20 protein-coding genes are annotated in these 21,339 nt (G+C 68.3%); 9 read left to right on the top strand and 11 right to left on the bottom strand.

Features of this window, described 5'->3' with window-relative positions; translation table 11 throughout:
• The first annotated feature begins 9 nt into the window (after nt 1-9).
• Nucleotides 10-900 carry a dihydropteroate synthase gene (folP, locus tag ARTHRO9V_RS08860; RefSeq protein ID WP_236557088.1) on the top strand — a complete coding sequence of 297 codons (891 nt, stop codon included), beginning with the start codon at nt 10-12 and terminating at the stop codon, nt 898-900.
• A complete protein-coding gene (locus tag ARTHRO9V_RS08865; protein ID WP_236556985.1) occupies nt 897-1,661 on the top strand; it encodes a pyrimidine reductase family protein in 765 nt (254 codons plus the stop codon). Before folP ends, ARTHRO9V_RS08865 begins: the two co-directional genes overlap by 4 nt.
• 48 nt (nt 1,662-1,709) lie before the next feature.
• On the opposite strand, the gene dhaM is transcribed toward ARTHRO9V_RS08865, so the two are convergent.
• The 3 genes from dhaM to dhaK form a co-directional block, all read right to left on the bottom strand.
• Complete coding sequence (gene dhaM, locus ARTHRO9V_RS08870) at nt 1,710-2,396, bottom strand: dihydroxyacetone kinase phosphoryl donor subunit DhaM (RefSeq protein ID WP_159826694.1); 687 nt, start codon at nt 2,394-2,396, stop codon at nt 1,710-1,712.
• A gap of 2 nt (nt 2,397-2,398) precedes the next feature.
• Nucleotides 2,399-3,049, bottom strand: coding sequence for a dihydroxyacetone kinase subunit DhaL (gene dhaL, locus ARTHRO9V_RS08875; protein WP_159826696.1), 651 nt, complete (start codon nt 3,047-3,049; stop codon nt 2,399-2,401).
• A gap of 79 nt (nt 3,050-3,128) precedes the next feature.
• Nucleotides 3,129-4,130, bottom strand: a complete 1,002-nt coding sequence (gene dhaK / locus ARTHRO9V_RS08880; RefSeq protein ID WP_159826698.1) for a dihydroxyacetone kinase subunit DhaK — start codon at nt 4,128-4,130, stop codon at nt 3,129-3,131.
• 198 nt (nt 4,131-4,328) lie between these two features.
• On the opposite strand from dhaK, the gene ARTHRO9V_RS08885 reads away from it, so the two are divergent.
• Nucleotides 4,329-5,066, top strand: coding sequence for an MIP/aquaporin family protein (locus ARTHRO9V_RS08885; RefSeq protein WP_123517649.1), 738 nt, complete (start codon nt 4,329-4,331; stop codon nt 5,064-5,066).
• 157 nt (nt 5,067-5,223) lie between these two features.
• Complete coding sequence (gene glpK / locus ARTHRO9V_RS08890) at nt 5,224-6,744, top strand: glycerol kinase GlpK (RefSeq protein ID WP_056045060.1); 1,521 nt, start codon at nt 5,224-5,226, stop codon at nt 6,742-6,744.
• A gap of 79 nt (nt 6,745-6,823) precedes the next feature.
• On the opposite strand, the gene trpD is transcribed toward glpK, so the two are convergent.
• Entirely contained in the window at nt 6,824-7,879 is a 1,056-nt protein-coding gene (trpD, locus tag ARTHRO9V_RS08895; protein WP_123570026.1) for an anthranilate phosphoribosyltransferase, read from the bottom strand.
• A gap of 106 nt (nt 7,880-7,985) precedes the next feature.
• Between trpD and ARTHRO9V_RS08900 the strand changes: the two genes are divergently transcribed.
• From ARTHRO9V_RS08900 to ARTHRO9V_RS08915, 4 genes are read left to right on the top strand one after another with little or no spacing between them, the layout of a single operon-like run.
• The gene (locus ARTHRO9V_RS08900; protein ID WP_082460212.1) at nt 7,986-8,630 is read left to right on the top strand and encodes a heme-copper oxidase subunit III; all 645 of its coding nucleotides are present in this window, start codon (nt 7,986-7,988) and stop codon (nt 8,628-8,630) included.
• 21 nt (nt 8,631-8,651) lie between these two features.
• A complete protein-coding gene (locus tag ARTHRO9V_RS08905; RefSeq protein ID WP_056045057.1) occupies nt 8,652-9,467 on the top strand; it encodes a c-type cytochrome in 816 nt (271 codons plus the stop codon).
• A 37-nt stretch (nt 9,468-9,504) separates the two neighbouring features.
• Nucleotides 9,505-10,572, top strand: coding sequence for a ubiquinol-cytochrome c reductase iron-sulfur subunit (locus ARTHRO9V_RS08910; protein WP_043594939.1), 1,068 nt, complete (start codon nt 9,505-9,507; stop codon nt 10,570-10,572).
• Between the two features lie 47 nt (nt 10,573-10,619).
• Complete coding sequence (locus ARTHRO9V_RS08915; RefSeq protein ID WP_043595069.1) at nt 10,620-12,230, top strand: cytochrome bc complex cytochrome b subunit; 1,611 nt, start codon at nt 10,620-10,622, stop codon at nt 12,228-12,230.
• 1,582 nt (nt 12,231-13,812) lie between these two features.
• Here the strand turns inward: ARTHRO9V_RS08915 and ARTHRO9V_RS08920 are convergent.
• From ARTHRO9V_RS08920 to ARTHRO9V_RS08940, 5 genes are all read right to left on the bottom strand, one after another.
• Nucleotides 13,813-14,229 (bottom strand): cytochrome c oxidase subunit 4, encoded by a 417-nt coding sequence (locus tag ARTHRO9V_RS08920; RefSeq protein ID WP_054146161.1) that lies wholly within the window; start codon nt 14,227-14,229, stop codon nt 13,813-13,815.
• A 5-nt stretch (nt 14,230-14,234) separates the two neighbouring features.
• Nucleotides 14,235-15,980, bottom strand: coding sequence for a cytochrome c oxidase subunit I (gene ctaD / locus ARTHRO9V_RS08925; protein ID WP_082460211.1), 1,746 nt, complete (start codon nt 15,978-15,980; stop codon nt 14,235-14,237).
• An 11-nt stretch (nt 15,981-15,991) separates the two neighbouring features.
• Nucleotides 15,992-16,849 carry a cytochrome c oxidase subunit II gene (gene coxB / locus ARTHRO9V_RS08930; RefSeq protein ID WP_159826700.1) on the bottom strand — a complete coding sequence of 286 codons (858 nt, stop codon included), beginning with the start codon at nt 16,847-16,849 and terminating at the stop codon, nt 15,992-15,994.
• Between the two features lie 282 nt (nt 16,850-17,131).
• Nucleotides 17,132-17,494, bottom strand: coding sequence for an iron-sulfur cluster insertion protein ErpA (gene erpA / locus ARTHRO9V_RS08935; RefSeq protein ID WP_043594936.1), 363 nt, complete (start codon nt 17,492-17,494; stop codon nt 17,132-17,134).
• A gap of 131 nt (nt 17,495-17,625) precedes the next feature.
• Entirely contained in the window at nt 17,626-19,041 is a 1,416-nt protein-coding gene (locus tag ARTHRO9V_RS08940) for a dipeptidase (RefSeq protein ID WP_159826702.1), read from the bottom strand.
• 41 nt (nt 19,042-19,082) lie between these two features.
• Between ARTHRO9V_RS08940 and ARTHRO9V_RS08945 the strand changes: the two genes are divergently transcribed.
• Nucleotides 19,083-19,661 (top strand): DUF3043 domain-containing protein, encoded by a 579-nt coding sequence (locus ARTHRO9V_RS08945; protein WP_056045052.1) that lies wholly within the window; start codon nt 19,083-19,085, stop codon nt 19,659-19,661.
• 87 nt (nt 19,662-19,748) lie between these two features.
• Here the strand turns inward: ARTHRO9V_RS08945 and ARTHRO9V_RS08950 are convergent, their stop codons facing one another.
• The gene (locus tag ARTHRO9V_RS08950; RefSeq protein ID WP_255477572.1) at nt 19,749-20,801 is read right to left on the bottom strand and encodes a quinone-dependent dihydroorotate dehydrogenase; all 1,053 of its coding nucleotides are present in this window, start codon (nt 20,799-20,801) and stop codon (nt 19,749-19,751) included.
• The gene (gene nrdR, locus ARTHRO9V_RS08955; protein ID WP_054146163.1) at nt 20,798-21,280 is read right to left on the bottom strand and encodes a transcriptional regulator NrdR; all 483 of its coding nucleotides are present in this window, start codon (nt 21,278-21,280) and stop codon (nt 20,798-20,800) included. Before nrdR ends, ARTHRO9V_RS08950 begins: the two co-directional genes overlap by 4 nt.
• Between the last annotated feature and the right edge of the window lie 59 nt (nt 21,281-21,339).

Below are 21,339 nucleotides of genomic sequence, written 5' to 3' on the forward strand. Positions count from 1 at the left end.
GGATTCGCCGTGCCGCCCCTCCTCGTCCCCCGCCGCCGCATCGGGTCGCGGACCTTCGACTTCTCGCACCAGGTCGCCGTGATGGCGATCGTCAACCGCACGCCCGACTCGTTCTTCGACCGTGGCGCCACCTTCGCCCTCGACCGCGCCGTGGAGGCCGCCGTGGACGCGGCCGAGGCGGGCGCCGACTGGGTCGACATCGGGGGCGTCCCGTTCGCGCCCGGGCCCGAGCTGTCCGCCTCCGACGAACTCGACCGGGTGCTGCCCGTGGTCGAGGCGCTCGCGAGCCGGTCCGACGTCGTGATCTCGGTCGACACCTTCCGCCCCGAGGTCGCCGAACGCGTCATCGCCGCCGGGGCGCACGTCGTCAACGACACCACGGGGCTCCACGATCCGCGCCTGGCCGACGTGGTCGCCGACAGCGAGGCCACGCTCGTCGTCACCCACAGCCTGGCGGCACCACGGCGTCCGCATCCCCGTCCGCACTACGGCGACGTCGTGGCCGAGGTCGTCGAGTTCCTCGCACGACGGGTCGACGTCGCCCGTGCCCACGGCGTGCCCGACGAGAGACTCGTCGTCGATCCGGGGCACGACCTGAACAAGACGACCCGGCACTCGCTCGAACTCACCCGGCGCCTGTCCGAGGTGGCGGCCCTGGGTCACCCGACGCTCGCCGCGGTGTCCAACAAGGACTTCGTCGGCGAGTCGCTCGGTCGCGACAAGCCCGACCGCCTGGCGGGCTCGCTCGCGGCGGCCACGGTGAGCGTGCTGCAGGGCGCACGCATCGTCCGCATGCACGACGTCCGGGCCAGCGTCGACGCCGTCCGGATGATCGAGGCGATCCTCGGCTGGCGGGACCCCCTCGTCGAGCGCCACAACCTCGACGAGGACGCCCTGTGACCGCGACCACCCTCGTGCAGCTGCACCCCGCTCCCCCGGTCGGCCGTGGCGCACTGACGATCGACGACCTCGTCGAGCTCCACCGGCCCCACGACCGGACGACGCCGTCCGTGCGGGCGAACTTCGTCGCCAGCGTCGACGGATCGGCGACGGCGGCCGGCAGGACGCGCGACCTGGGCGGGCCGGCCGACCTGCTCGTCTTCGACCTGCTGCGCCGACTCTGCGACGTGGTCGTGGTCGGGGCGGGCACGGTCCGTGACGAGGGCTACGGCCCGATGCGACTCGACGACGAGGCCGTCGCCTGGCGTCGGGCCGCGGGCCTGTCCGACCATCCCGTCTTCGCCGTGGTCTCGAGCGGACTCGGCCTCGACCCGGCGAGCGGCGTTTTCGCCGACGCGCCCGTCCGCCCCCTGGTGCTCACCCACGACGCGGCACCCCGCGCGGCTCGGGCCCGACTCGACGAGGTCGCCGACGTCGTGTCGTGCGGTCGCGACCGGGTGGACCCGCGCCTCCTCGTCCGGGTCCTGGTCGAGCGCGGGCTTCCCCAGATCCACACCGAAGGAGGCCCGGCGTTGCTCGGCGACCTCGTCGCCGCCGACGTCGTCGACGAGCTGTGCCTCACCGTGTCGCCCAACCTCGAGGGCGGAGCCGGCCCGCGCATCGTCGCGGCCCGCGACGAGATGGCCCTGCTCGGCCTCGCCCTCGACCACGTCCTGGTGTCGGGCGACATGCTCCTCACGAAATGGTCGCGACGGCGCTAGGTCGCGGCCGCGCGACGCGAGGTCAGGAGGAGCGGGCTCCGCGGGCGATCAGCTCGCCTTCTCGCCGAAACCGCCTTCGATCAAGGCGATGAGGTCGTCCACGGCGGCCGCGGCGTCGGGACCGGTCGCCATGACGGCCACCGTCGAACCGACGCCCACGTTCAACCCCATGATGCGGAGCAGGCTCTTGGCGTCGACGCCGTTGACCGTGACGTCGGCCTGGAACCGAGACGCGTGCGTGACGAGGTCGGCGGCGGGACGGGCGTGCAGCCCCGACGCGTTGACGAGGACGGCCGAGCGCTCGACGGCGTCGCCACCTCGGAGGTCGCGCTCGTCGGCGTGCGCGTCGGCGACTCCGGTGGCCGTCCGGGCGGCCGCCGCCACGGCCTCGAGGTCTCCCCCGGTCTCGGCGGAGACGGCCGCGGCGACCGTTCCCTCGACCAGTGGCGCATCGGCGATGAGCACCCGCTGCTTGTCGGCGTCGTCGAGGAAGTCGACGGCCGTCTCGCTCGTCAGGATGGCGGAACCGAGGTCGCAGAGCACGACCGCCCCGCCGCCCCGCCCGGCCTCGGCCAGGGCGGCGGAGATCTTGTCGAAGCTGGTGCCGATGGACCCGTCGTCCGTCCCTCCGGCGGCCACGAGGGTGGTCGTGGGGGCCATCTGGCGAGCGAGGTCGACCACGCCCTCGGCGATCTTGACACTGTGCGAGACGACGACGATTCCGATGGTGGGCATGCTCAGGACTCCTTGCTCGAGCCGTCCGCGGCGTCGGCCGCGGCGGCGATGATGAGGGACGACGACTGCGCGCCGGGATCGCGGTGACCCACGGCACGCTCGCCGAGGTAGCTGGCTCGGCCCTTGCGGGCGACGAGGGGTTCGGTCGAGGCGGCACCGGTCGCCGCGGCGTCCGCTGCGGCACGGAGGACGCCTGCGGGCGAGACACCGTCCGCAGCTGCGGCGGCTGCTGCGTCGACGGCCGGGGTCCACGCGTCGATCATGGTCTTGTCGCCGACCTCGGCCTTGCCCCTCAGCACGACACCGTCGCGGGCCGCGGTCAGGAAGGCGACCAGCGCCTCCGCGTCCAGCTCCGTGGCGTCGCCCAGGGCCGCCGACCCTTTCAGGTACGCCGTGCCCAGCAGGGGACCCGACGCGCCGCCGACCGTCGAGATGAGCGTCGTGGCGACGAGTTTGAGGGCTGCTCCGGGCGTCGCGTCGGCGGGGAGGTCGGCGAGCCGGGCGCGCACGGCGGTGAAGCCGCGGGACAGGTTCTCGCCGTGGTCGCCGTCGCCGATCTGGCGGTCGAGTTCACTGAGGGCCGTGTGGTGGGCGGCGACGACGTCGGCCGTCCGGTCGATCCAGGCCCGGGTCCAGGTGGCGTCGAGTGTCATGCGGTGGTCGTTCCTCTCATCGTGCGGTGGTTCGGTGATGCGGCGCGGCGTGCCCTGCTCTTGGCGTCCACGCGGACGCCTACCGGCCCCGGCGCAGGGCCGCGGTCTCGACCGGGGCGTCCCAGAGATCGGCCAGCTCGTCGTCGAGGCGGGTCACCGTGATCGACATGCCCTGCATCTCGAGCGAGGTGACGTACGAACCGACGAGGCTGCGGTACACCTCGACTCCTCGTGCTTCGAGGGCCTCGGCCGCACGACGGTAGGCGATGTAGAGCTCGACGAGCGGCGTGCCGCCCATGCCGTTGACGAAGAGCAGCACCCGCTCGCCGGAGGCGAGTCCCAGATCGTCGGTGACGGCGTCGAGCAGCCGGTCGACGATGGCGTCGACCGGTTCGAGCGGGATGCGCTCTCGGCCCGGTTCGCCGTGGATGCCGATCCCGATCTCGACCTCGTCGTCGGCCAGCGTGAAGCTCGGCTCACCGGCATGGGGGACGGTGCCCGCGGTGAGGGCGACGCCCATCGACCTGGTCGCCGCGTTCGTGCGTCGGGCCACCTCGGCGACGGCGTCGAGCGAATCGCCCCGCTCGGCCGCGGCACCGGCGGTCTTCTCGACCACGACCGTGCCGGCGACGCCTCGGCGACCGGCGGTGTAAAGGGAGTCCTTGACCGCGACGTCGTCGTCGACGACCACCGAGCGCACCTGGATGCCCTCGGCCTCCACGAGGTCGGCAGCCGTCTCGAAGTTGAGGACGTCGCCCGTGTAGTTCTTGACGATGTAGAGGACGCCCGCTCCGGCATCCACCGCCTGCGTGGCGGCGACGATCGGATCGGGCGTGGGCGACGTGAACATCGGACCCGGCACGGCGGCCGAGAGCATGCCGAAGCCGACGAACCCCGCGTGCAACGGTTCGTGACCACTGCCGCCGCCGCTCACGATCGCGACCTTGCCTGCCACGGGAGCCGCCGATCGGCGGACGAACGTCGGATCGTGGGAGACGACCACGAGGTCCGCGTGGGCCGCGCCGAAGCCGGCCACGGCCTCGGCGACGACGTCGGACGGATCGTTGATGAGCTTCTTCATCGAAGTCCCTTTCTCGGCGCCGGGAACGGTGCTCTGGTGCACCAGGCTGCCGCTCAACCTACTCCCGGCACCCCCTGATGCACATATGTGCAATCACCGGATCTTTCCTTCTCATCACGTGTGATCACCGCACTAAGGTGTTGACACACGCTCACCGCGGGTGCACTGTCGCCCCGCCGTACGACAAGGAAGGTCGACGTGAACCTGGGATTGATTTTTCTTTCAGAAACGGTGGGCACCGCATTGCTGCTCACCCTCGGTGGCGGAGTCGTCGCCAACGTCGCCCTGACGAAGACGAAGGGCTTCAACGGCGGCACGCTCATGGTCAACTTCGGCTGGGGCCTCGCGGTCTTCGTCGGCATCCTGGCCTCGTACTCGTCCGGGGCGCACCTCAACCCGGCCGTCAGCATCGCCCAGCTGATCCTCGGCAACATCACGTTCGCCGCGTTCCTCGTCTACGTCGCGGCGCAGATGGTCGGTGCGATCATCGGTGCGGTCGTCGTCTGGCTGGCCTACAAACAGCACTTCGACGAGGAGCCCGACCCGGCCACCAAGCTCGGCGTGTTCTCGACCGGCCCGGCCATCCGCAACTACGGCTGGAACCTCGTCACCGAGATCATCGGCACCTTCGTGCTGGTCTTCACGATCATCGCCATCACCAACGGCGCCTCCCCGAACGCCGCGAACCTCGGCCCGCTCGGCGGCCTGGCAGTCGCACTCCTCGTGGTCGGCATCGGCGCCTCGCTCGGTGGTCCCACGGGCTACGCCATCAACCCGGCCCGCGACCTCGGCCCTCGCATCGCCCACGCCTTCCTGCCCATCAAGGGCAAGGGCGGCAGCGACTGGTCCTACGCCTGGGTGCCGGTCGTCGGCCCCCTCGTCGGCGGTGCCCTCGCGGCACTGCTGTCCTTCCCGCTCCTCCCCCTGGCCGCCTGACCCGGCGACCCGCTGATCGGCTGAGGCCGGCTCCCCCGCGCCGTCCGACGCCCATCGATCCACCCGCTCCCCGCAGAGGCTCGGGCCCGTCCGCTCCACTGGACCGACCCGGGCCTCCGTGCGAGCCGCATCCATCAACGACGAAGGAGTTCCACCCGTGAGCGACACCGACTACATCCTGGCCATCGACCAGGGAACGACCAGCACCCGCGCCATCATCTTCGACCACTCGGGCTCGATCGTGGCCACCGGCCAGAAAGAGCACGAGCAGATCTTCCCCCGTGCCGGCTGGGTCGAGCACGACCCCGCCGAGATCTGGGAGAACACCCGCGAGGTCATCGGCCAGGCCCTCTCCCGGGCCGACATCACGCGCCACAACATCAAGGCCGTCGGCATCACCAACCAGCGCGAGACCGCCGTGGTCTGGGACAAGACCACCGGCAAGGCCGTCTACAACGCCATCGTCTGGCAGGACACCCGCACGCAGTCCATCGTCGACCGCCTGGCCGCCGACGGTGGCGTCGAGCGCTTCAAGCCGATCGTCGGCCTGCCGCTCGCGACCTACTTCTCGGGCACGAAGGTCGTCTGGATCCTCGAGAACGTCGAGGGCGCCCGTGAGAAGGCCGAGGCGGGCGACCTGCTCTTCGGCACGACCGACACCTGGGTCCTCTGGAACCTCACCGGCGGCACCGACGGTGGCGTCCACGTCACCGACGTGACGAACGCCTCGCGCACCCTCTTCATGGACCTCGAGACGCTCGAGTGGCGCGACGACATCCTCGAGGCCTTCGACGTGCCGAGGTCGATGCTCCCCGAGATCAAGAGCTCGTCCGAGGTCTACGGCACGGTCGAGGCCTCGAGCCTGCTGCGCGAGGTGCCCATCGCCGGCATCCTCGGCGACCAGCAGGCCGCCACCTTCGGCCAGGCCGCCTTCGACCAGGGCGAGTCGAAGAACACGTACGGCACCGGCAACTTCCTGATCTTCAACACGGGCGAAGAGATCGTCCACTCGAAGAACGGGTTGCTCACGACGCTCGGCTACAAGCTCGGCGACGCCGCACCCCACTACGCCCTCGAAGGGTCCATCGCGGTCACGGGTTCGCTGATCCAGTGGCTGCGCGACAACCTGGGCATGATCGGCTCCGCCCCCGAGGTCGAGGAGCTCGCCAAGACCGTCGAGGACAACGGCGGAGTGTACTTCGTGCCCGCCTTCTCGGGCCTGTTCGCGCCCTACTGGCGGTCCGACGCGCGTGGTGCCCTCGTCGGCCTCACCCGCTACGTCAACAAGGGCCACATCGCCCGCGCCGCCCTCGAGGCGACCGCGTTCCAGACCCGCGAGGTGCTCGACGCGGTCAACGCCGACTCCGGCGTCGACCTGACCGAGCTCAAGGTCGACGGTGGCATGACCGCCAACGACGCGCTCATGCAGTTCCAGGCCGACATCCTCGACGTCCCGGTCGTCCGTCCCGTGGTCGCCGAGACCACCGCGCTCGGAGCGGCCTACGCGGCCGGTCTCGCGGTCGGCTTCTGGGAGACGCTCGACGACCTCCGTGCCAACTGGCAGGAGGACAAGCGCTGGACGCCGAACATCGACGCCGACGAGCGTGACCGCACGCTGCGTCTCTGGAAGAAGGCCGTCACGAAGACCTTCGACTGGGTCGACGACGACGTCAACTGATCCTCCGCGCGAAGGGCCCGTCCGATCGGACGGGCCCTTCGTCGTCCGCCCGCCCGAGGACGAGGAGGCACGGTTCGTCTCAGGAGGCGCGGGTCGCCGCCACCCACTGGTCCAGTTTCGCGATCGCCGCCCCCGAGTCGACGGCGCGGGCCGCGACGTCCAGCTGCTCCCGGAAGCGGGCGAGGAGCGGCCGTTCGCGCTGGCCCGGGTCCGCGGCCAGCCCGTACGAGACCAGTCCGGCCGCCGCGTTGAGCAGCACGATGTCGCGGACGGGGCCGCGCTCCCCCGCCAGCACCTCGCGGGCGACGGCCGCGTTGTACGCCGCGTCGCCGCCGACGAGGTCGGAGATGCGCGCCCGCGGGATGCCCAACTCGAGCGGGTCGAGGTCGTGCTCGGTCACCGAGCCTCCGGTGACCTCCCAGATGTGGCTGTGACCGGTGGTGGTCAACTCGTCGAGGCCGTCGTCGCCGCGGAACACGAGCGCCGTCGCGCCCCGGGTCTGGAACACGCCCACGATCAGCGGCACCTTGTCGAGCGACGCGACGCCGACCGCACTCGCCTCGGGTCGTGCCGGGTTCACGAGGGGCCCCAGGAAGTTGAAGACCGTCGGGACGCCGATCTCACGCCGCACGGCGGCGGCGTTGCCGAAGCCCGGGTGGAAGGCGGCCGCGAAGGCGAAGGTCAGCCCGGCTTCGCGCAGGACCTCGGCCACACGGTCGGCGCCGATGGTCAGGTCGATGCCGAGGGCCGACAGGACGTCCGAGGAACCGGACGACGAACTCGCCGCCCGGTTGCCGTGCTTGATGACGGGCACGCCGGTGGCCGCCACGACGACGGAGGCCATGGTCGAGACGTTGACCGTCCCGAAACGGTCTCCGCCCGTGCCGACGATGTCGACGGCCATGCTGTCGACCGGCAGGGCCACGGCGTGGGCGAGGACGGCGTCGCGGAACCCCACGATCTCGTCCACCGTCTCCCCCTTGGCCCGCAGGGCCACGAGGAAGGCCCCGAGCTGGGCCGGGGTGACGTCGCCGGTCATGACCTGCTCCATCGACCACGTCGCCTCGCTGATCGAGAGGTCGCGACCGACGAGGAGCGCGTCGATGATCAGGGGCCAGGTGAGCTCGGAGGTCATGCGCCCAGGCTACCGGCGGAGCACGGGCGGCTCCGATGTCTCGGCGTCAAGGGAAATTCCCGACCCGGGGTTTCGAGCGCAAACCCAAAGCGACTTACCAGGCATAATGGACCTCGTGACAAGTACCTCTCTCTCGAGACCTTCTGGCGGCCCCGTCGTCAATCGACCCAGCACGGTTGCCGTGGGCACCATCGTGTGGCTCGGCAGCGAGGTCATGTTCTTCGCCGGCCTCTTCGCGATCTACTTCACGCTCCGCTCGACGTCTCCGGGCCTGTGGGCCGACCAGACGGCGCTGCACAACGTGCCGTTCGCGCTGACCAACACCATCACCCTGGTGCTGTCCTCGGTCGCCTGCCAGTTCGGCGTGTTCGCGGCCGAGCGCATGCAGCCGCACCGTACCGGCCGCCTGTTCCAGGTCGGCCGCTGGGGCATGGTCGAGTGGTTCTTCCTCACCTACGCCATGGGCGCGGTCTTCGTCTGCGGCCAGGTGTTCGAGTACGCGACGCTGATCTCCGAGCACGTCACCCTCAGCTCCAGCGCCTACGGCTCGGCCTTCTACATGACGACCGGCTTCCACGGCGCCCACGTCATCGGTGGCCTCATCGCCTTCCTGCTCACCATCGGTCGTGCCTACGCAGTCAAGAACTTCGGGCACAAAGAGGCCACGACGGCCATCGTCGTGTCGTACTACTGGCACTTCGTCGACGTCGTCTGGATCGGCCTCTTCATCGTCATCTACCTCCTCAAATAGGCATTGGATCGTCTGCACAGCATGTTCTCCAGAACCTCGTCCTCCCGACGCACCAAGAAGGCCGGCCGTCGCGGCCCCGTCGCCACCGCCTCCCTCCTGCTCGTCGGTCTGCTCACCACGGGCGGTGCCTACGCGCTCTTCTCCTCGACCGCCTCGGCAGACGAGAGCAGCGCCACCGCCACGTCGCAGCAGAGCATCGACGAGGGTCAGAAACTCTTCGCCTCAAACTGTGCGACCTGCCACGGTCTGAGCGCCGCCGGCACCGACAGCGGTCCCAGCTTGATCGGCGTCGGGGCGGCCTCGGTCGACTTCCAGGTCGGCACCGGTCGCATGCCCATGGCCGTGAACGGTCCTCAGGCCGAACAGAAGCCCACGCAGTTCTCCGACGAGCAGGTCGCCGCCATGGCCGCCTACGTCGCCTCCCTCGCCCCGGGTCCGGCCATCCCCGACGAGTCGCTGCTCCAGGCCGACGGCGACACGACCAACGGCGCCGAGCTGTTCCGCATCAACTGCGCCATGTGCCACAACGTGGCCGGTGCGGGTGGCGCGCTCACCCAGGGCAAGTTCGCCCCCGCACTCGACGGCGTCACCGCCCACCACATCTACGAGGCCATGCAGACGGGCCCGCAGAACATGCCGGTCTTCAACGACCTCAACCTGTCGCCCCAAGACAAGGCCGACATCATCACGTACCTCAAGTACGTCGAGAACAACCCGTCGCCGGGTGGATTCGAGCTCGGGAGCCTCGGCCCCGTCGCCGAAGGTCTCTTCATCTGGATCTTCGGGCTCGGTGCGATCGTCGCGATCACCATCTGGCTGACCGCCCGGTCGAACTGACCAGCGTTCTCTCCGTACTTCACGAAAGGCAGAATCAATGGCAGAGCACGACGACGAGGCCCCCACGGCGGGCTCGGCTGTCGAGAAGCGTGAGCCTCGACAGGTCTCGGCCGGCACGGCGGTCGTGACGTCCGACGTGTTCCAGAACCCGGGTGAACCGCCCCACCGCGACCGCGTCACCGACATCGACCCCAAGGTCGAGAAGCGTGCGGAGCGTCAGGTCAGCCTGTTCTTCTTCCTGTCGATCGTCGGCAGCATCGCGGCCATCGGCGCGTACGTGGCCTTCCCGATCACGTCGGGTGACTCCGGCTCGGTCCGCCTGAACAACCTGTTCCTGGGTCTCGGGATCGCCCTCGGTCTGTTGTCCGTCGGAATCGGTGCGGTGCACTGGTCCAAGACGCTCATGCCGGCGCGAGAGATCACCGAGATGCGCCACGACACGCGTGGCTCCGAGCCGACGCGTGAGAAGGCCGTCGAGGTCTTCGCACTGGGCAACCACGAGAGCGGCTTTGGTCGTCGTTCGCTCATCCGCAACAGCCTGATCGGCGCCCTCGTCGCGACGCCCCTCCCCGCCGTGGTGCTGTTCCGCGACCTCGCACCTGCGGAAGACCCCAACGCGGTCCTCCGCCACACGCTGTGGGAAGAAGGCATGCACCTCGCCGCCGACCCCTCCGGAACCCGCATCAAGGCGTCGGACGTCACCCTCGGCTCCGTGTTCCACGTCATCCCCGAGAACCTCAACGAATCAGAACACCTGCTCGAAGAGAAAGCCAAAGCGGCCGTCCTTCTCATGCGCCTCAAGCCGGAAGACCTCAACCCGGCCGAGGGACGCGAAGACTGGCAGTACGACGGAATCGTCGCCTACTCCAAGATCTGCACGCACGTCGGGTGCCCCGTGGCCCTCTACGAACAGCAGACACACCACCTGCTCTGCCCCTGCCACCAGTCCACGTTCGACGTGACGAACAACTGCGAAGTCATCTTCGGGCCCGCCAAGCGCCCCCTGCCGCAGCTGCCCATCACGGTCGACGCCGACGGGTACCTCGTCGCGCAGAGCGACTTCCACGAACCTGTGGGCCCGAGCTTCTGGGAGCGCGAAAAGTGATCACCACCACCCCGGCACACGGTGCCGAACCGGCCACGTCCGAGAACATCGGCAAGGCTCCTGCCTTCGCACCGACGAAGACGAACAAATTCCTCGGCGCGACGGCCAACTACATCGACGAGCGCACGAGCATGTCCGGCCTGGTCAAAGAGGTGGGTCGCAAGATCTTCCCCGACCACTGGTCGTTCATGTTGGGCGAGGTCGCTCTCTATTCGTTCGTCGTGATCCTGCTCTCGGGCACGTTCCTGACGTTCTTCTTCCAGCCCTCGATGGCTGAGGTCAACTACAACGGTTCGTACGTTCCGCTCAAGGGCCTCAACATGTCGGCGGCGATGGCCTCGACGCTCGACATCTCGTTCGACATCCGTGGCGGCCTCCTGTTCCGCCAGATCCACCACTGGGCCGCTCTGCTGTTCGTGGCCGCGATCATGCTGCACATGCTGCGCGTCTACTTCACCGGCGCGTTCCGCAAGCCCCGCGAGATCAACTGGGTCGTCGGCTTCACGCTCTGGATCCTCGCGATGGCCGAGGGCTTCACCGGGTACTCGCTTCCCGACGACCTCCTCTCCGGCAACGGTGCCCGCATCATCGACGGCATGATCAAGGGCATCCCGGTGATCGGCGTCTGGATCTCGTACCTCGTGTTCGGTGGAGAATTCCCGGGTACCGACATGGTCGGCCGGTTCTACTCGCTGCACATCATGCTGCTGCCCGCACTGTTGATCGCCCTCCTGGGCGTGCACCTGCTGTTGCTCATCATCAACAAGCACACGCAGTTCGCCGGCCCCGGCAAGACGAACCAGAACGTCGTGGGCGTGCCCGTCATGCCCGTGTTCGCGGCGAAGGCCGGTGGATTCTTCTTCATCGTCTTCGGCGTCATCGTGTTGATCGCCTCGCTGTTCACTATCAACCCCATCTGGAACTACGGCCCGTACGACCCCTCCCCCGTGTCGGCAGGTACGCAACCCGACTGGTACATCGGTTTCGCCGACGGCGCCCTTCGACTCGTTCCCCCGGGCTGGGAGTTCGTCGCCTTCGGTTACACGGTCTCGATGAACATCCTTGTGCCGATTACGGTCCTGGGTCTCTTCATCGTCGTCGTCCTGCTGTATCCGTTCTTCGAGGCCTGGGTGACCGGCGACAAGCGCGAGCACCACATCCTCGACCGGCCTCGCAACGCTCCGACGCGCACCGCGATCGGCGCCGCCGGCATCGTGTTCTACGCCAGCCTCTGGGCAGCGGCGAGCTCCGACATCATGGCGACGCACTTCCACCTGTCGCTGAACTACGTCATCCACGCGTGCCAGGCAGCCCTGATCATCGGGCCCTTCATCGCCTTCTGGGTCACGAAGCGGGTCTGCCTCGCCCTTCAGAAGAAGGACCGTGAGATCGCTCTCCACGGTTACGAGTCGGGACGCATCGTTCGACTGCCGGGTGGTGAGTACATCGAGGTGCACGAGCAGCTCGACGAGTACGAGCGCTGGCGCCTGCTCGACTTCAACGAGTACGAGCCCCTCATGGTCCGACCGAACGCCAACGGCAAGATCACGGCTCTGCAGCGGGCCCGAGCATCAGCGTCGTCGTTCTTCTTCGAGGACCGCATCGCCCCGGTGAAGCGTTCCGAGATCGAGGCATCGCACCACGACGAAGGACACTGACCTTCGGTAGCCCCTGGGCCCGGTCGCACATCGTGTGCGGCCGGGCCTTCGGCATTCCCGGGGTGGCTCACGGCAGTCCAGTCGGCCCACGCTCGCGCAGCCGATGAGTCCAACCGTTGGGTGAGATGGGATCTCCGGCGACAACCCCTCTGGACGTCATCGGATCGAGTGTCGAGACGCCGCGACAGCATCTCCCTCGAACCGTCGAGGCTGAGACATCCCGGCCGACCGCACGAGCGGGCCTCCTCCGAACGATGCTGCGTGGTACCTGGCTATGATGACTCCTCCAGTCCTGCACGGAGTTGACACAGTGATCCCGGCCAGGGTGATCGGTACATCACCGCGGCCTGCGGCCAGGTTCTCAGCCACGACGTCACACCCTCGGTTGAGCGCCTGTCACGGTCGGCGGTGGCGATCACCGCCCGGATTCTCGACCTCGTGTGCTCCCTGTGCCCGCTCCATGCGAGGCCCCAGGATGACTCTGCCTCGCTCGCTCACCACTCGCTGGGGAGACGGAGGATCGATGTCAGCTCCCTCCAGGGGCGTGCTCACCATTCCCCAGCTTGACGACCGCGTGAGTCCGTCACGTTCGTTCACGCTGACGCTGTCGTCCCCGAGGACACGGCCCACGTTCCCTTCAGCACGGCACTCCTGAGGAATCCCACGCATGTCCCTGCGCCGCCTCTTCCTGGCAGGGACAGTCGACGATGCCTCCGGGGCTCGACCAGACCCAGAGCCAGGCCCGGCTGGGCGAGAACGGCGACCGTAGACCGGGCCAGCACTCCCTCGGCCTCACTCACGTCGTCCAGAGCCGCGGGGCCATGGCGCCTACTTCTCGCCCCTGGCCGCTTCCCCGCGTCTCAGGGCCGCGCGTCGACCAGAACCAGGAGCGACCGCGACCGCGGAGGACACCCTGATGACCGAAACCCGGCCCTGCGGTCGAACCCAAGCCAGCCGCGTGGACCAGGGGAATCCTGTACGGTCGTCGCCGGTACGGACGCATGCGGAGCCAGAGGGACAGCACAGGCGCAGGACCAGGCCCAGGCACTGCCACAGAAAGGCTCCGGCTACCGGCGCTTGTCTACCAGCGCTTGGCACCGACCAGCGGTCAGCGGCCCATAGGCAGCGGCCAGGGGCACGTAGGCATCGGCCTGGGGCCCGTAGGCAGCGGCCAGCGGTGCCCGTAGGCAGCGGCCAGCGGCCCGTAGGCAGCGACCAGCAGCCCGTAGGCAGCGGCCAGCGGTGCCCGTAGGCAGCGGCCAGCGGCCCGTAGGCAGCAGCCAGCAGCCAGCAGCCAGCAGCCAGCGGCCAGCGACCAGCGACCAGCGACCAGCGACCAGCGACCAGCGGCCAGCGGCTAGCGGCTAGCGGCTAGCGGCTAAGCATCCTTCACAAGATGTTTAGACTGATCGTCTTGGCCGGCCCAGAGCGGCCTGACCCGGACGCGACGACGAGACGCCCGGCGGCCCACTCACCGGTTCAGACTTGTACCCCTCACCTCTGGCCACGACCCCTGTTGCGAACACGACGAAGGGCGTCAGCCCGAAGACCGACGCCCTTCATACTCAAGGGAGCAGTGATGTCAGTGTGCGAAGTTTCCGCGGTAGTACTCGTAGACCCAGCCGACCAAGGCCACGGCCGTCAGGGCCGCACCGATGTAGATGATCCACATGCCGACGGCCAGCGCCAGGAAGATCAGGCTGCAACCGGCGGCCAAGATGATGGGCCACCACGACCAGGGGCTGAAGAAGCCCATCTCGGGGTCACCGTCGTCGATGTTGGCGTCCAGACGGTCCTCGGGAAGCTCGCCTCCCTGGGTCGCGTGCGAGCGACCCATGTAGAACGCCAGGAATGCTCCGAGCATGCCGGCCAGACCGATGCCGAGCGTACCGGCCCATTCGACCTGACCGGTGTCGAGGAGGCTCCAGAGCACGTAGACCGCACACATGAGGAAGAAGAAGATCGCGAGGATCCAGAACAGCGTCGCGTTGGTCTTCATCAGGTCTACTTCACTTTCTCGCTGGACGCGTCGTACGTGGGGGCGTCAGGGGCATCCTTCACCGGCCCGATGCCCACGGGCAGTCCGGCCTCGGGGTGGTTGAGGTCGAATGCCGGCGACTCCGAACGGATGCGCGGGATCGACGTGAAGTTGTGTCGCGGCGGCGGGCACGAGGTGGCCCACTCGAGCGAGCGAGAGTAACCCCAGGGATCGTTGACCTCGACCTTGGGCGCACGCCGAGCCGTGATGTAGACGTTGTAGAGGAACGGCAAGATCGAAACACCGAGCAACATGGCGCCGATGGTCGAGAGCTGGTTCATCCACGTGAAGTGGTCTTCCGGCTGGTAGGTGGCGTAGCGACGGGGCATGCCCATCACGCCGAGCCAGTGCTGCACGAGGAACGTGGTGTGGAAACCGACGAACAGCATCCAGAAGTGGATCTTGCCCAGACGCTCGTTGAGCATCTTGCCGGTCCACTTCGGCCACCAGAAGTAAAACCCGGAGAACATCGCGAAGACGACGGTACCGAAGACCACGTAGTGGAAGTGAGCCACGACGAAGTACGTGTCGGACACGTGGAAGTCGAGCGGGGGCGAGGCCAGGATGACGCCGGTGAGGCCACCGAAGGTGAACGTGATGAGGAATCCGATGGCCCAGAGCATGGGAGTCTCGAACGTCACCGAACCGCGCCACATGGTGCCGATCCAGTTGAAGATCTTCACGCCGGTGGGCACCGCGATGAGCATGGTCATCAGCGAGAAGAAGGGCAGCAGGACCGAGCCGGTGACGTACATGTGGTGGGCCCACACGGTGACGGACAGGGCGGCGATCGAGATGGTGGCGTAGACGAGCGTCTTGTACCCGAAGATCGGCTTGCGGCTGAAGACCGGGAACACCTCGGACACGATGCCGAAGAACGGCAAGGCGATGATGTAGACCTCGGGGTGACCGAAGAACCAGAACAGGTGCTGCCAGAGGATGGCGCCACCGTTCGCGGGGTTGAAGACCTGGGCGTCGAAGACGCGGTCGAACCCGAGGCCGAACAGTGCGGCCGCCAGCACTGGGAACGCCATGATCACCAGGATGGAGGTGATGAGGGTGTTCCAGGTGAAGATCGGCATGCGCCACATGGTCATGCCCGGAGCACGCATCGAGACGATGGTCGTGATGAAGTTCACCGAACCGAGGATCGTGCTGAAGCCGGTGAGGCCGAGACCGAACACCCACAGGTTGCCGCCGAGCCCTGGAGAGAACGTCGTGTCACTCAGCGGCGCGTAGGCGAACCAGCCGAACGATGCGGCACCCTGCGGGGTGAGGAAGCCGGCGACGGCGATGATCGAGCCGAACGAGTAGAGCCAGAACGCGAAGCCGTTCAGGCGGGGGAAGGCGACGTCCGGTGCACCGATCTGCAGCGGCATGAGCACGTTGGCGAATCCCGAGAAGAGCGGGGTCGCGAACATGAGCAACATGATCGTGCCGTGCATCGTGAAGAGCTGGTTGTACTGCTCTTTCGTGGCCACGATCTCGAGGCCCGGTGCGAAGAGCTGGGCGCGGATGATGAGCGCCATCACCCCACCGAGGCAGAAGAAGAGGAACGACGTGATCAGGTACATGTACCCGATCGTCTTGTGGTCGGTCGACGTGATCCAGTTGACGACGACGTTGCCCTTGCGGCCGACCTTCGTGGCGCCGAAGTTCTGACCGGACGAGGTCCCGCCGGTGGTGGGACGGGTGGCGGTGGCTGAGCTCATCGAACCGTGCCTTACTTCTCGGAGTCTTCGGTGCCGGCGGCGTTGGCGGGAGCCTCGGTGCCGGGCTGGTTGGTGTTGGTGTTGTACTGGTCGCCCAGCAGGCCGGTGTTTCCCTCGGCATCGAGCGTCTGGATGTACTGGTCGTACTCGGACTGCGACACGACCTTGACGTTGAACAGCATCAACGAGTGGTACTCGCCGCACAGCTCGGCGCACTTGCCGCTGAACGTGCCCTCTTTCTCGGGCGTGAAGTACATCGAGTTGGTCTTGCCGGGGATCGTGTCCTTCTTGTAGAGGAAGTCGATGATCCAGAAGGAGTGAGCCACGTCGCGGGACTTGAGGTCGATCTGCACCGTCTTGCCGACAGGCAGGTAGAGCTCGGGGAGCTGGCTCTCGTCGATCGTGCCGTCACCCAGTTCTTGCGCCTGGATGCCCTGGTAGTAGACGCTCTCGTCTTCGTTCTGCTGGTCGATGTAGTTGAAGTCCCACGCCCAGCGCTTGGCGTAGACGTCGATCTTGACGTCGGGGCTCGCGGTGGGCGCCTCGATGGCGGCCTGGTCGCGGGCCGTGAAGGCGAAGAAGCCGAGCACGAGGATCAGGGGGACGACGGTGTAGAAGATCTCGATCGGCATGTTGTACCGCAGCTGGACCGGGAGGCCGGTCTGGCCCTTGCGACGTCGGTAGGCGACGCAGACCCAGATGATCAGGCCCCACACGATCACGCCGACGATCAGCAGGACGATCCACGAGGTGACCCAGAGTCCGATCACACGGTCCACGTGGTTGGTCGTGCCCGCGGTTGTGGGCAGCCACCCCTGGAGCTGGTCGGTGGTGCACCCCGCTAGCACGAGAGCCAGGACGACTGCCATGGGGGCGGCAGCCCAACGAAGACGGCGGTTAGAACGCACTGTTACCTCTCGGATGACACGACAGTGGGGGTGTTCCCAGTGTTGACGGGGACCTGCCTAGCTTACTCGCAGGTTCGCCCCCCCAACGCACGGCACGCGCCGGAAGCCTCTCGACGTCGAGCGAGAACCGTCGTGGTACGACCGAGGGGACCACCCTGTCGGATGGTCCCCTCGGTGACGCCGGCTCCCCCGCGACGGACGGTCCGGAGTCGTCCTTCGACGACCGGAGCCGCCCCTCGACGTTCAGTGGAAGCTGTCGCCGCAGGCGCAGCTGCCCTGAGCGTTGGGGTTGTCGATGGTGAATCCCTGCTTCTGGATGGTGTCCTCGAAGTCGATGGCTGCGCCATCGAGGTAGGGGACGCTCATCTTGTCGACGATGACCTCGACGCCGTCGAAGTCGACGGTGGCGTCCCCGTCGAGCATGCGCTCGTCGAAGTAGAGCTGGTAGATGAGCCCCGAGCAGCCACCGGGCTGGACGGCAACGCGAAGGCGGAGGTCGTCGCGCCCCTCTTGCGTGAGCAGGCTCTTCACCTTGTCCGCGGCGGTGGACGTGATGGTCACGCCGTGCGCCTTCGCGTCGACGGGAGCGGTTGCGATGTCGGTCATGGTGCCTCCTTCGGGCCGGGTCGAGTGCGGGGCACTCGTCGTCGACCAGTGTAAGCAGCCGAGGCCTCGTTTTGTTCCGGACCCGCGCCTCCCGGGGCGTCGCCGGTGGTGGGGAGGCGCGGGCGGACCGGTCAGCCCCTCGCGTCGAGGCGCGCCAACAGGATCGCCTCGCTGAGGACGGCCCGGTGGAGGACTCCGAGGTGCTGGGACTCGTTCGGGCTGTGCGCTCGGGTGTCGGGGTCCTCGACGCCGGTCACGAGGATCTGGGCTTCGGGGAACGTGCGCACGAGGTCGGCGATGAACGGGATCGACCCGCCGATGCCCGTCTGGACCGGGGCCTCGCCCCACCCCTCGGTCATCGCGACGGTCGCGTCGGCGATCGCCGTGCCCGTGGTGTCCACCAGGAAGGGGTCACCCCGGTCGACGTCGTCGATCTGGACGTGGGCGCCGAACGGTGCGTGCGCACGCAGGTGCGCGTCCAGGGCGGCGTAGGCGTCCTCGGCGGTCTGCCCGGGAGCGATGCGGGCGCTGATGCGGACGGACACCTCGGGACTCAGGGTGTTCGACGCGTTGGCGACCGACGGGGCGTCGATGCCCGTCACGGTGATCGACGGTTGCGACCACACCCGGCTCAGGATCGGACCCCGACCGATGGGGGTCACCCCCTCGAGCAGGCCGCTCTCGTCGCGCAGCTGCTGCTCGCTCTGCTCCGGGTGGTCGGCCTCGCGGCTCGTCAGCCCGGCGACGGCGACGCTGCCGTCGTCGTCGTGCAGGGTCGCGAGGAGCTTGACCATGGCCAGCATGGCGTCGGGGACGGCGCCGCCGAGCATGCCGGAGTGGGAGGCGTGGGCCAAGGTGCGGACGGTCAGGCGGAAGGTCACGTTGCCGCGCAGGCCCACGGTGATGGCGGGGACGGTCGTGCTCCAGTTGTCGGAGTCGGCCACGACGATGACGTCGGCACGGAGCTCGTCTTCGTGCTGCACGAGGAAGTCGGCGAAGGAGCGGGAACCGAACTCCTCCTCGCCCTCGATGAACAACGAGACGCCGACACCGAGGTCGTCTCCGAGCACCTCGTGCACCGCGCGCAGCGCCGCGACGTGCGTCATCACGCCGGCCTTGTCGTCGGACGCCCCACGCCCGTACAGCCGGTCGCCCTTCACGGTCGGTTCGAACGGAGGGGTGTCCCAGTCGGCGTCGTCACCCTGCGGCTGCACGTCGTGGTGGGCGTACAGGAGGACGGTCGGCTTGCCCTCGCGGGCCGGGCGTCGAGCGAGTACGGCGGGCTGGCCGAGGGGGCCGCCCTCGCCGATCGGCGCCCTGCTCACGGTCACCTCGTCGAAGAGGCCCGTCCCCTCGACCAGGGCGGCCACGGCCTCGGCACTACGTCTCACGTGCTCGGGGTCGAAGGCGTCCCACGAGACGGAAGGGATGCGCACGAGGGCACCCAGGTCGGCGATCGTCGCGGGTAGACCCGCGTGCACGGCCTCCGCGAGTTCGCTGACAGTACGGGGATCGGTCGGTCGGACGGGATGCTGCGAGTCGCTCATGCAGGTAATCTTAGGAACTCGGACAACCCTGAGGATCTCCCGTGGCCAAGCCAGACAGCAAGACGACCGAGACGACCACCGTCGCCGAGCCCGAGTCGACCGCGGTCGGCAAGGGTCGCCCGACGCCCACGCGACGCGAGCGCGAAGCCGCCAACCAGAGGCCCCTGGTGGCCTCGGGCAAAGAAGCCCAGAAGGCCCAGCGTGCCCGTCTCGCCGAACAGCGTGACCGCGCCCGCGTCGGCTTGGCGAACGGCGAGGAGCGCTTCCTGCCCGACCGCGACAAGGGGCCGCAGCGCCGCTTCATCCGCGACCACGTCGACGCCCGCTACAGCGTCGGCGAGGCCATGATCCCCATCATGGTCGTCGTCATCGCGATGACGCTCGTGCAGTCTGCGGCCATCCAGTCCATCACCCTGCTCGTGCTGTGGGGATTCTTCGCCCTCGCCGTCGTCGACTGCCTGATCGTCGGCCGGAGCGTCAACCGCAAGCTCGCTGCCAAGTACGGCGCGGAGAACGTCCGGAAGGGCAACCGCTGGTACGCGGCGATGCGAGCGATGCAGCTCAAGCCCATGCGCCTGCCGAAGCCGCAGGTCAAGCGTGGCGAGTACCCGACCGCGTAGCCGACGCGGCTCCCCGTACGACGAACGGCGTCACCCCCGGTGGGTGGCGCCGTTTCGCGTTCTCGACCTCGCCGACCGCGTGGTTCGTCAGGTGGTGCGTCGACGCCGATCCAGGGCGACGAGCCCCCGGTTGACCTGTCGGGCCCAGAGGGGCCCTCGGTAGAGGAACGCCGTGTAGCCCTGCACGAGCGTGGCTCCGGCCCGGAGCCTCGCGTCGACGTCGGCGGCGCTCGAGACCCCACCGACCGAGATGACGCACATGCCACTCGGGACGGACGCACGGACCAGCTTGAGGACCTCCAACGACCGGACGGCGAGCGGGGCACCCGACAGACCGCCGGCTCCGGCGGCATCGACGACCGCCCCATCGGTGGCGAGGCCTTCCCTGGACACCGTCGTGTTGGTCGCGATGACGCCCGCGAGGCCGAGCTCGGTGACGAGGGCACCGATCCGACGAACGCCGTCGTCGTCGAGGTCGGGAGCGATCTTGACCAACACCGGAGTGTGCCCGGCGGCGTCGCGCACGGCCTCGAGGAGTGGAGCGAGCCTCTCGAGCTCTTGCAACCCGCGGAGCCCCGGGGTGTTCGGCGAGCTGACGTTCACGGCGAGGTAGTCCGCCAGAGGAGCCAGGAGGCGCGTGCTGGCCAGGTAGTCGTCGATCGCGTCGTCGACGTCGACGACGCGGCTCTTCCCGATGTTGACGCCGATCACCGGCCGCGACGGAGCCGATCGAGCCCGGCTGAGTTCGAGGGCCGCCGCGTGGGCCCCGGAGTTGTTGAACCCCATGCGGTTCACGACCGCGAGGTCGGGAACGAGTCGGAAGAGACGAGGTCGTTCGTTGCCGGGCTGCGGTCGAGCGGTCACCGTCCCCACCTCGACGTGCCCGAACCCGAGAGCGCCGAGGCCGGCGATGCCCTTGGCGTCCTTGTCGAAACCGGCTGCGACACCGAACGGCGAGGGGAAGTGGAGTCCGAGCGCGTCGACCGCCAGGGACGGGGCCGGGGCCGTGAAGCGCCCGACGAGGCCGGCGAGGCCCAGCTTGGGGATCGCCTTGATGACCCGGAAGGCGAGGTGGTGGGCGTCCTCGGGGTCCATCTTCGCGAAGACGACGTCGAAGAGGACGCGGTACGGGGTCCTCACTCGTCGACCGATCGGGTGGAGAGCGGCCGGGACGCGTGCTCTTCGCGCAGTTGTCCGATCGAGGCCTCGAAGTCCTCGAGCGAGTCGAAGGCCTGGTAGACGCTCGCGAACCGGAGGTAGGCCACCTCGTCGAGGTCGCGGAGCGGAGGGAGGATGGCCAGACCGATGTCGTTCGCCTCGATCTGCGACGCACCGCTCGCCCGGACGGCCTCTTCGACCTTCTGTGCCAGCACGGCGAGATCGCCATCCGTCACCGGACGCCCTTGGCAGGCCTTGCGGACACCCGAGATGATCTTGTCGCGACTGAACGGTTCGAGGACGCCGTTGCGCTTCACGACGTTGAGGCTCGCGGTCTCGGTCGTGCTGAACCGACGACCGCAGTTGGGGCATTGCCTCCGCCGTCGGATCGACGTGCCGTCGTCGCTGGTCCGGGAGTCGACGACTCGTGAGTCGGGGTGGCGGCAGAAGGGGCAGAACATGGTGGGGCCAGATTATCGGACGGCGGGCTCGACGTCGGACGCCAGGGCCACCCGAGCAC

Source organism: Frigoribacterium sp. 9N (assembly GCF_902506305.1).
Lineage (GTDB): Bacteria > Actinomycetota > Actinomycetes > Actinomycetales > Microbacteriaceae > Frigoribacterium.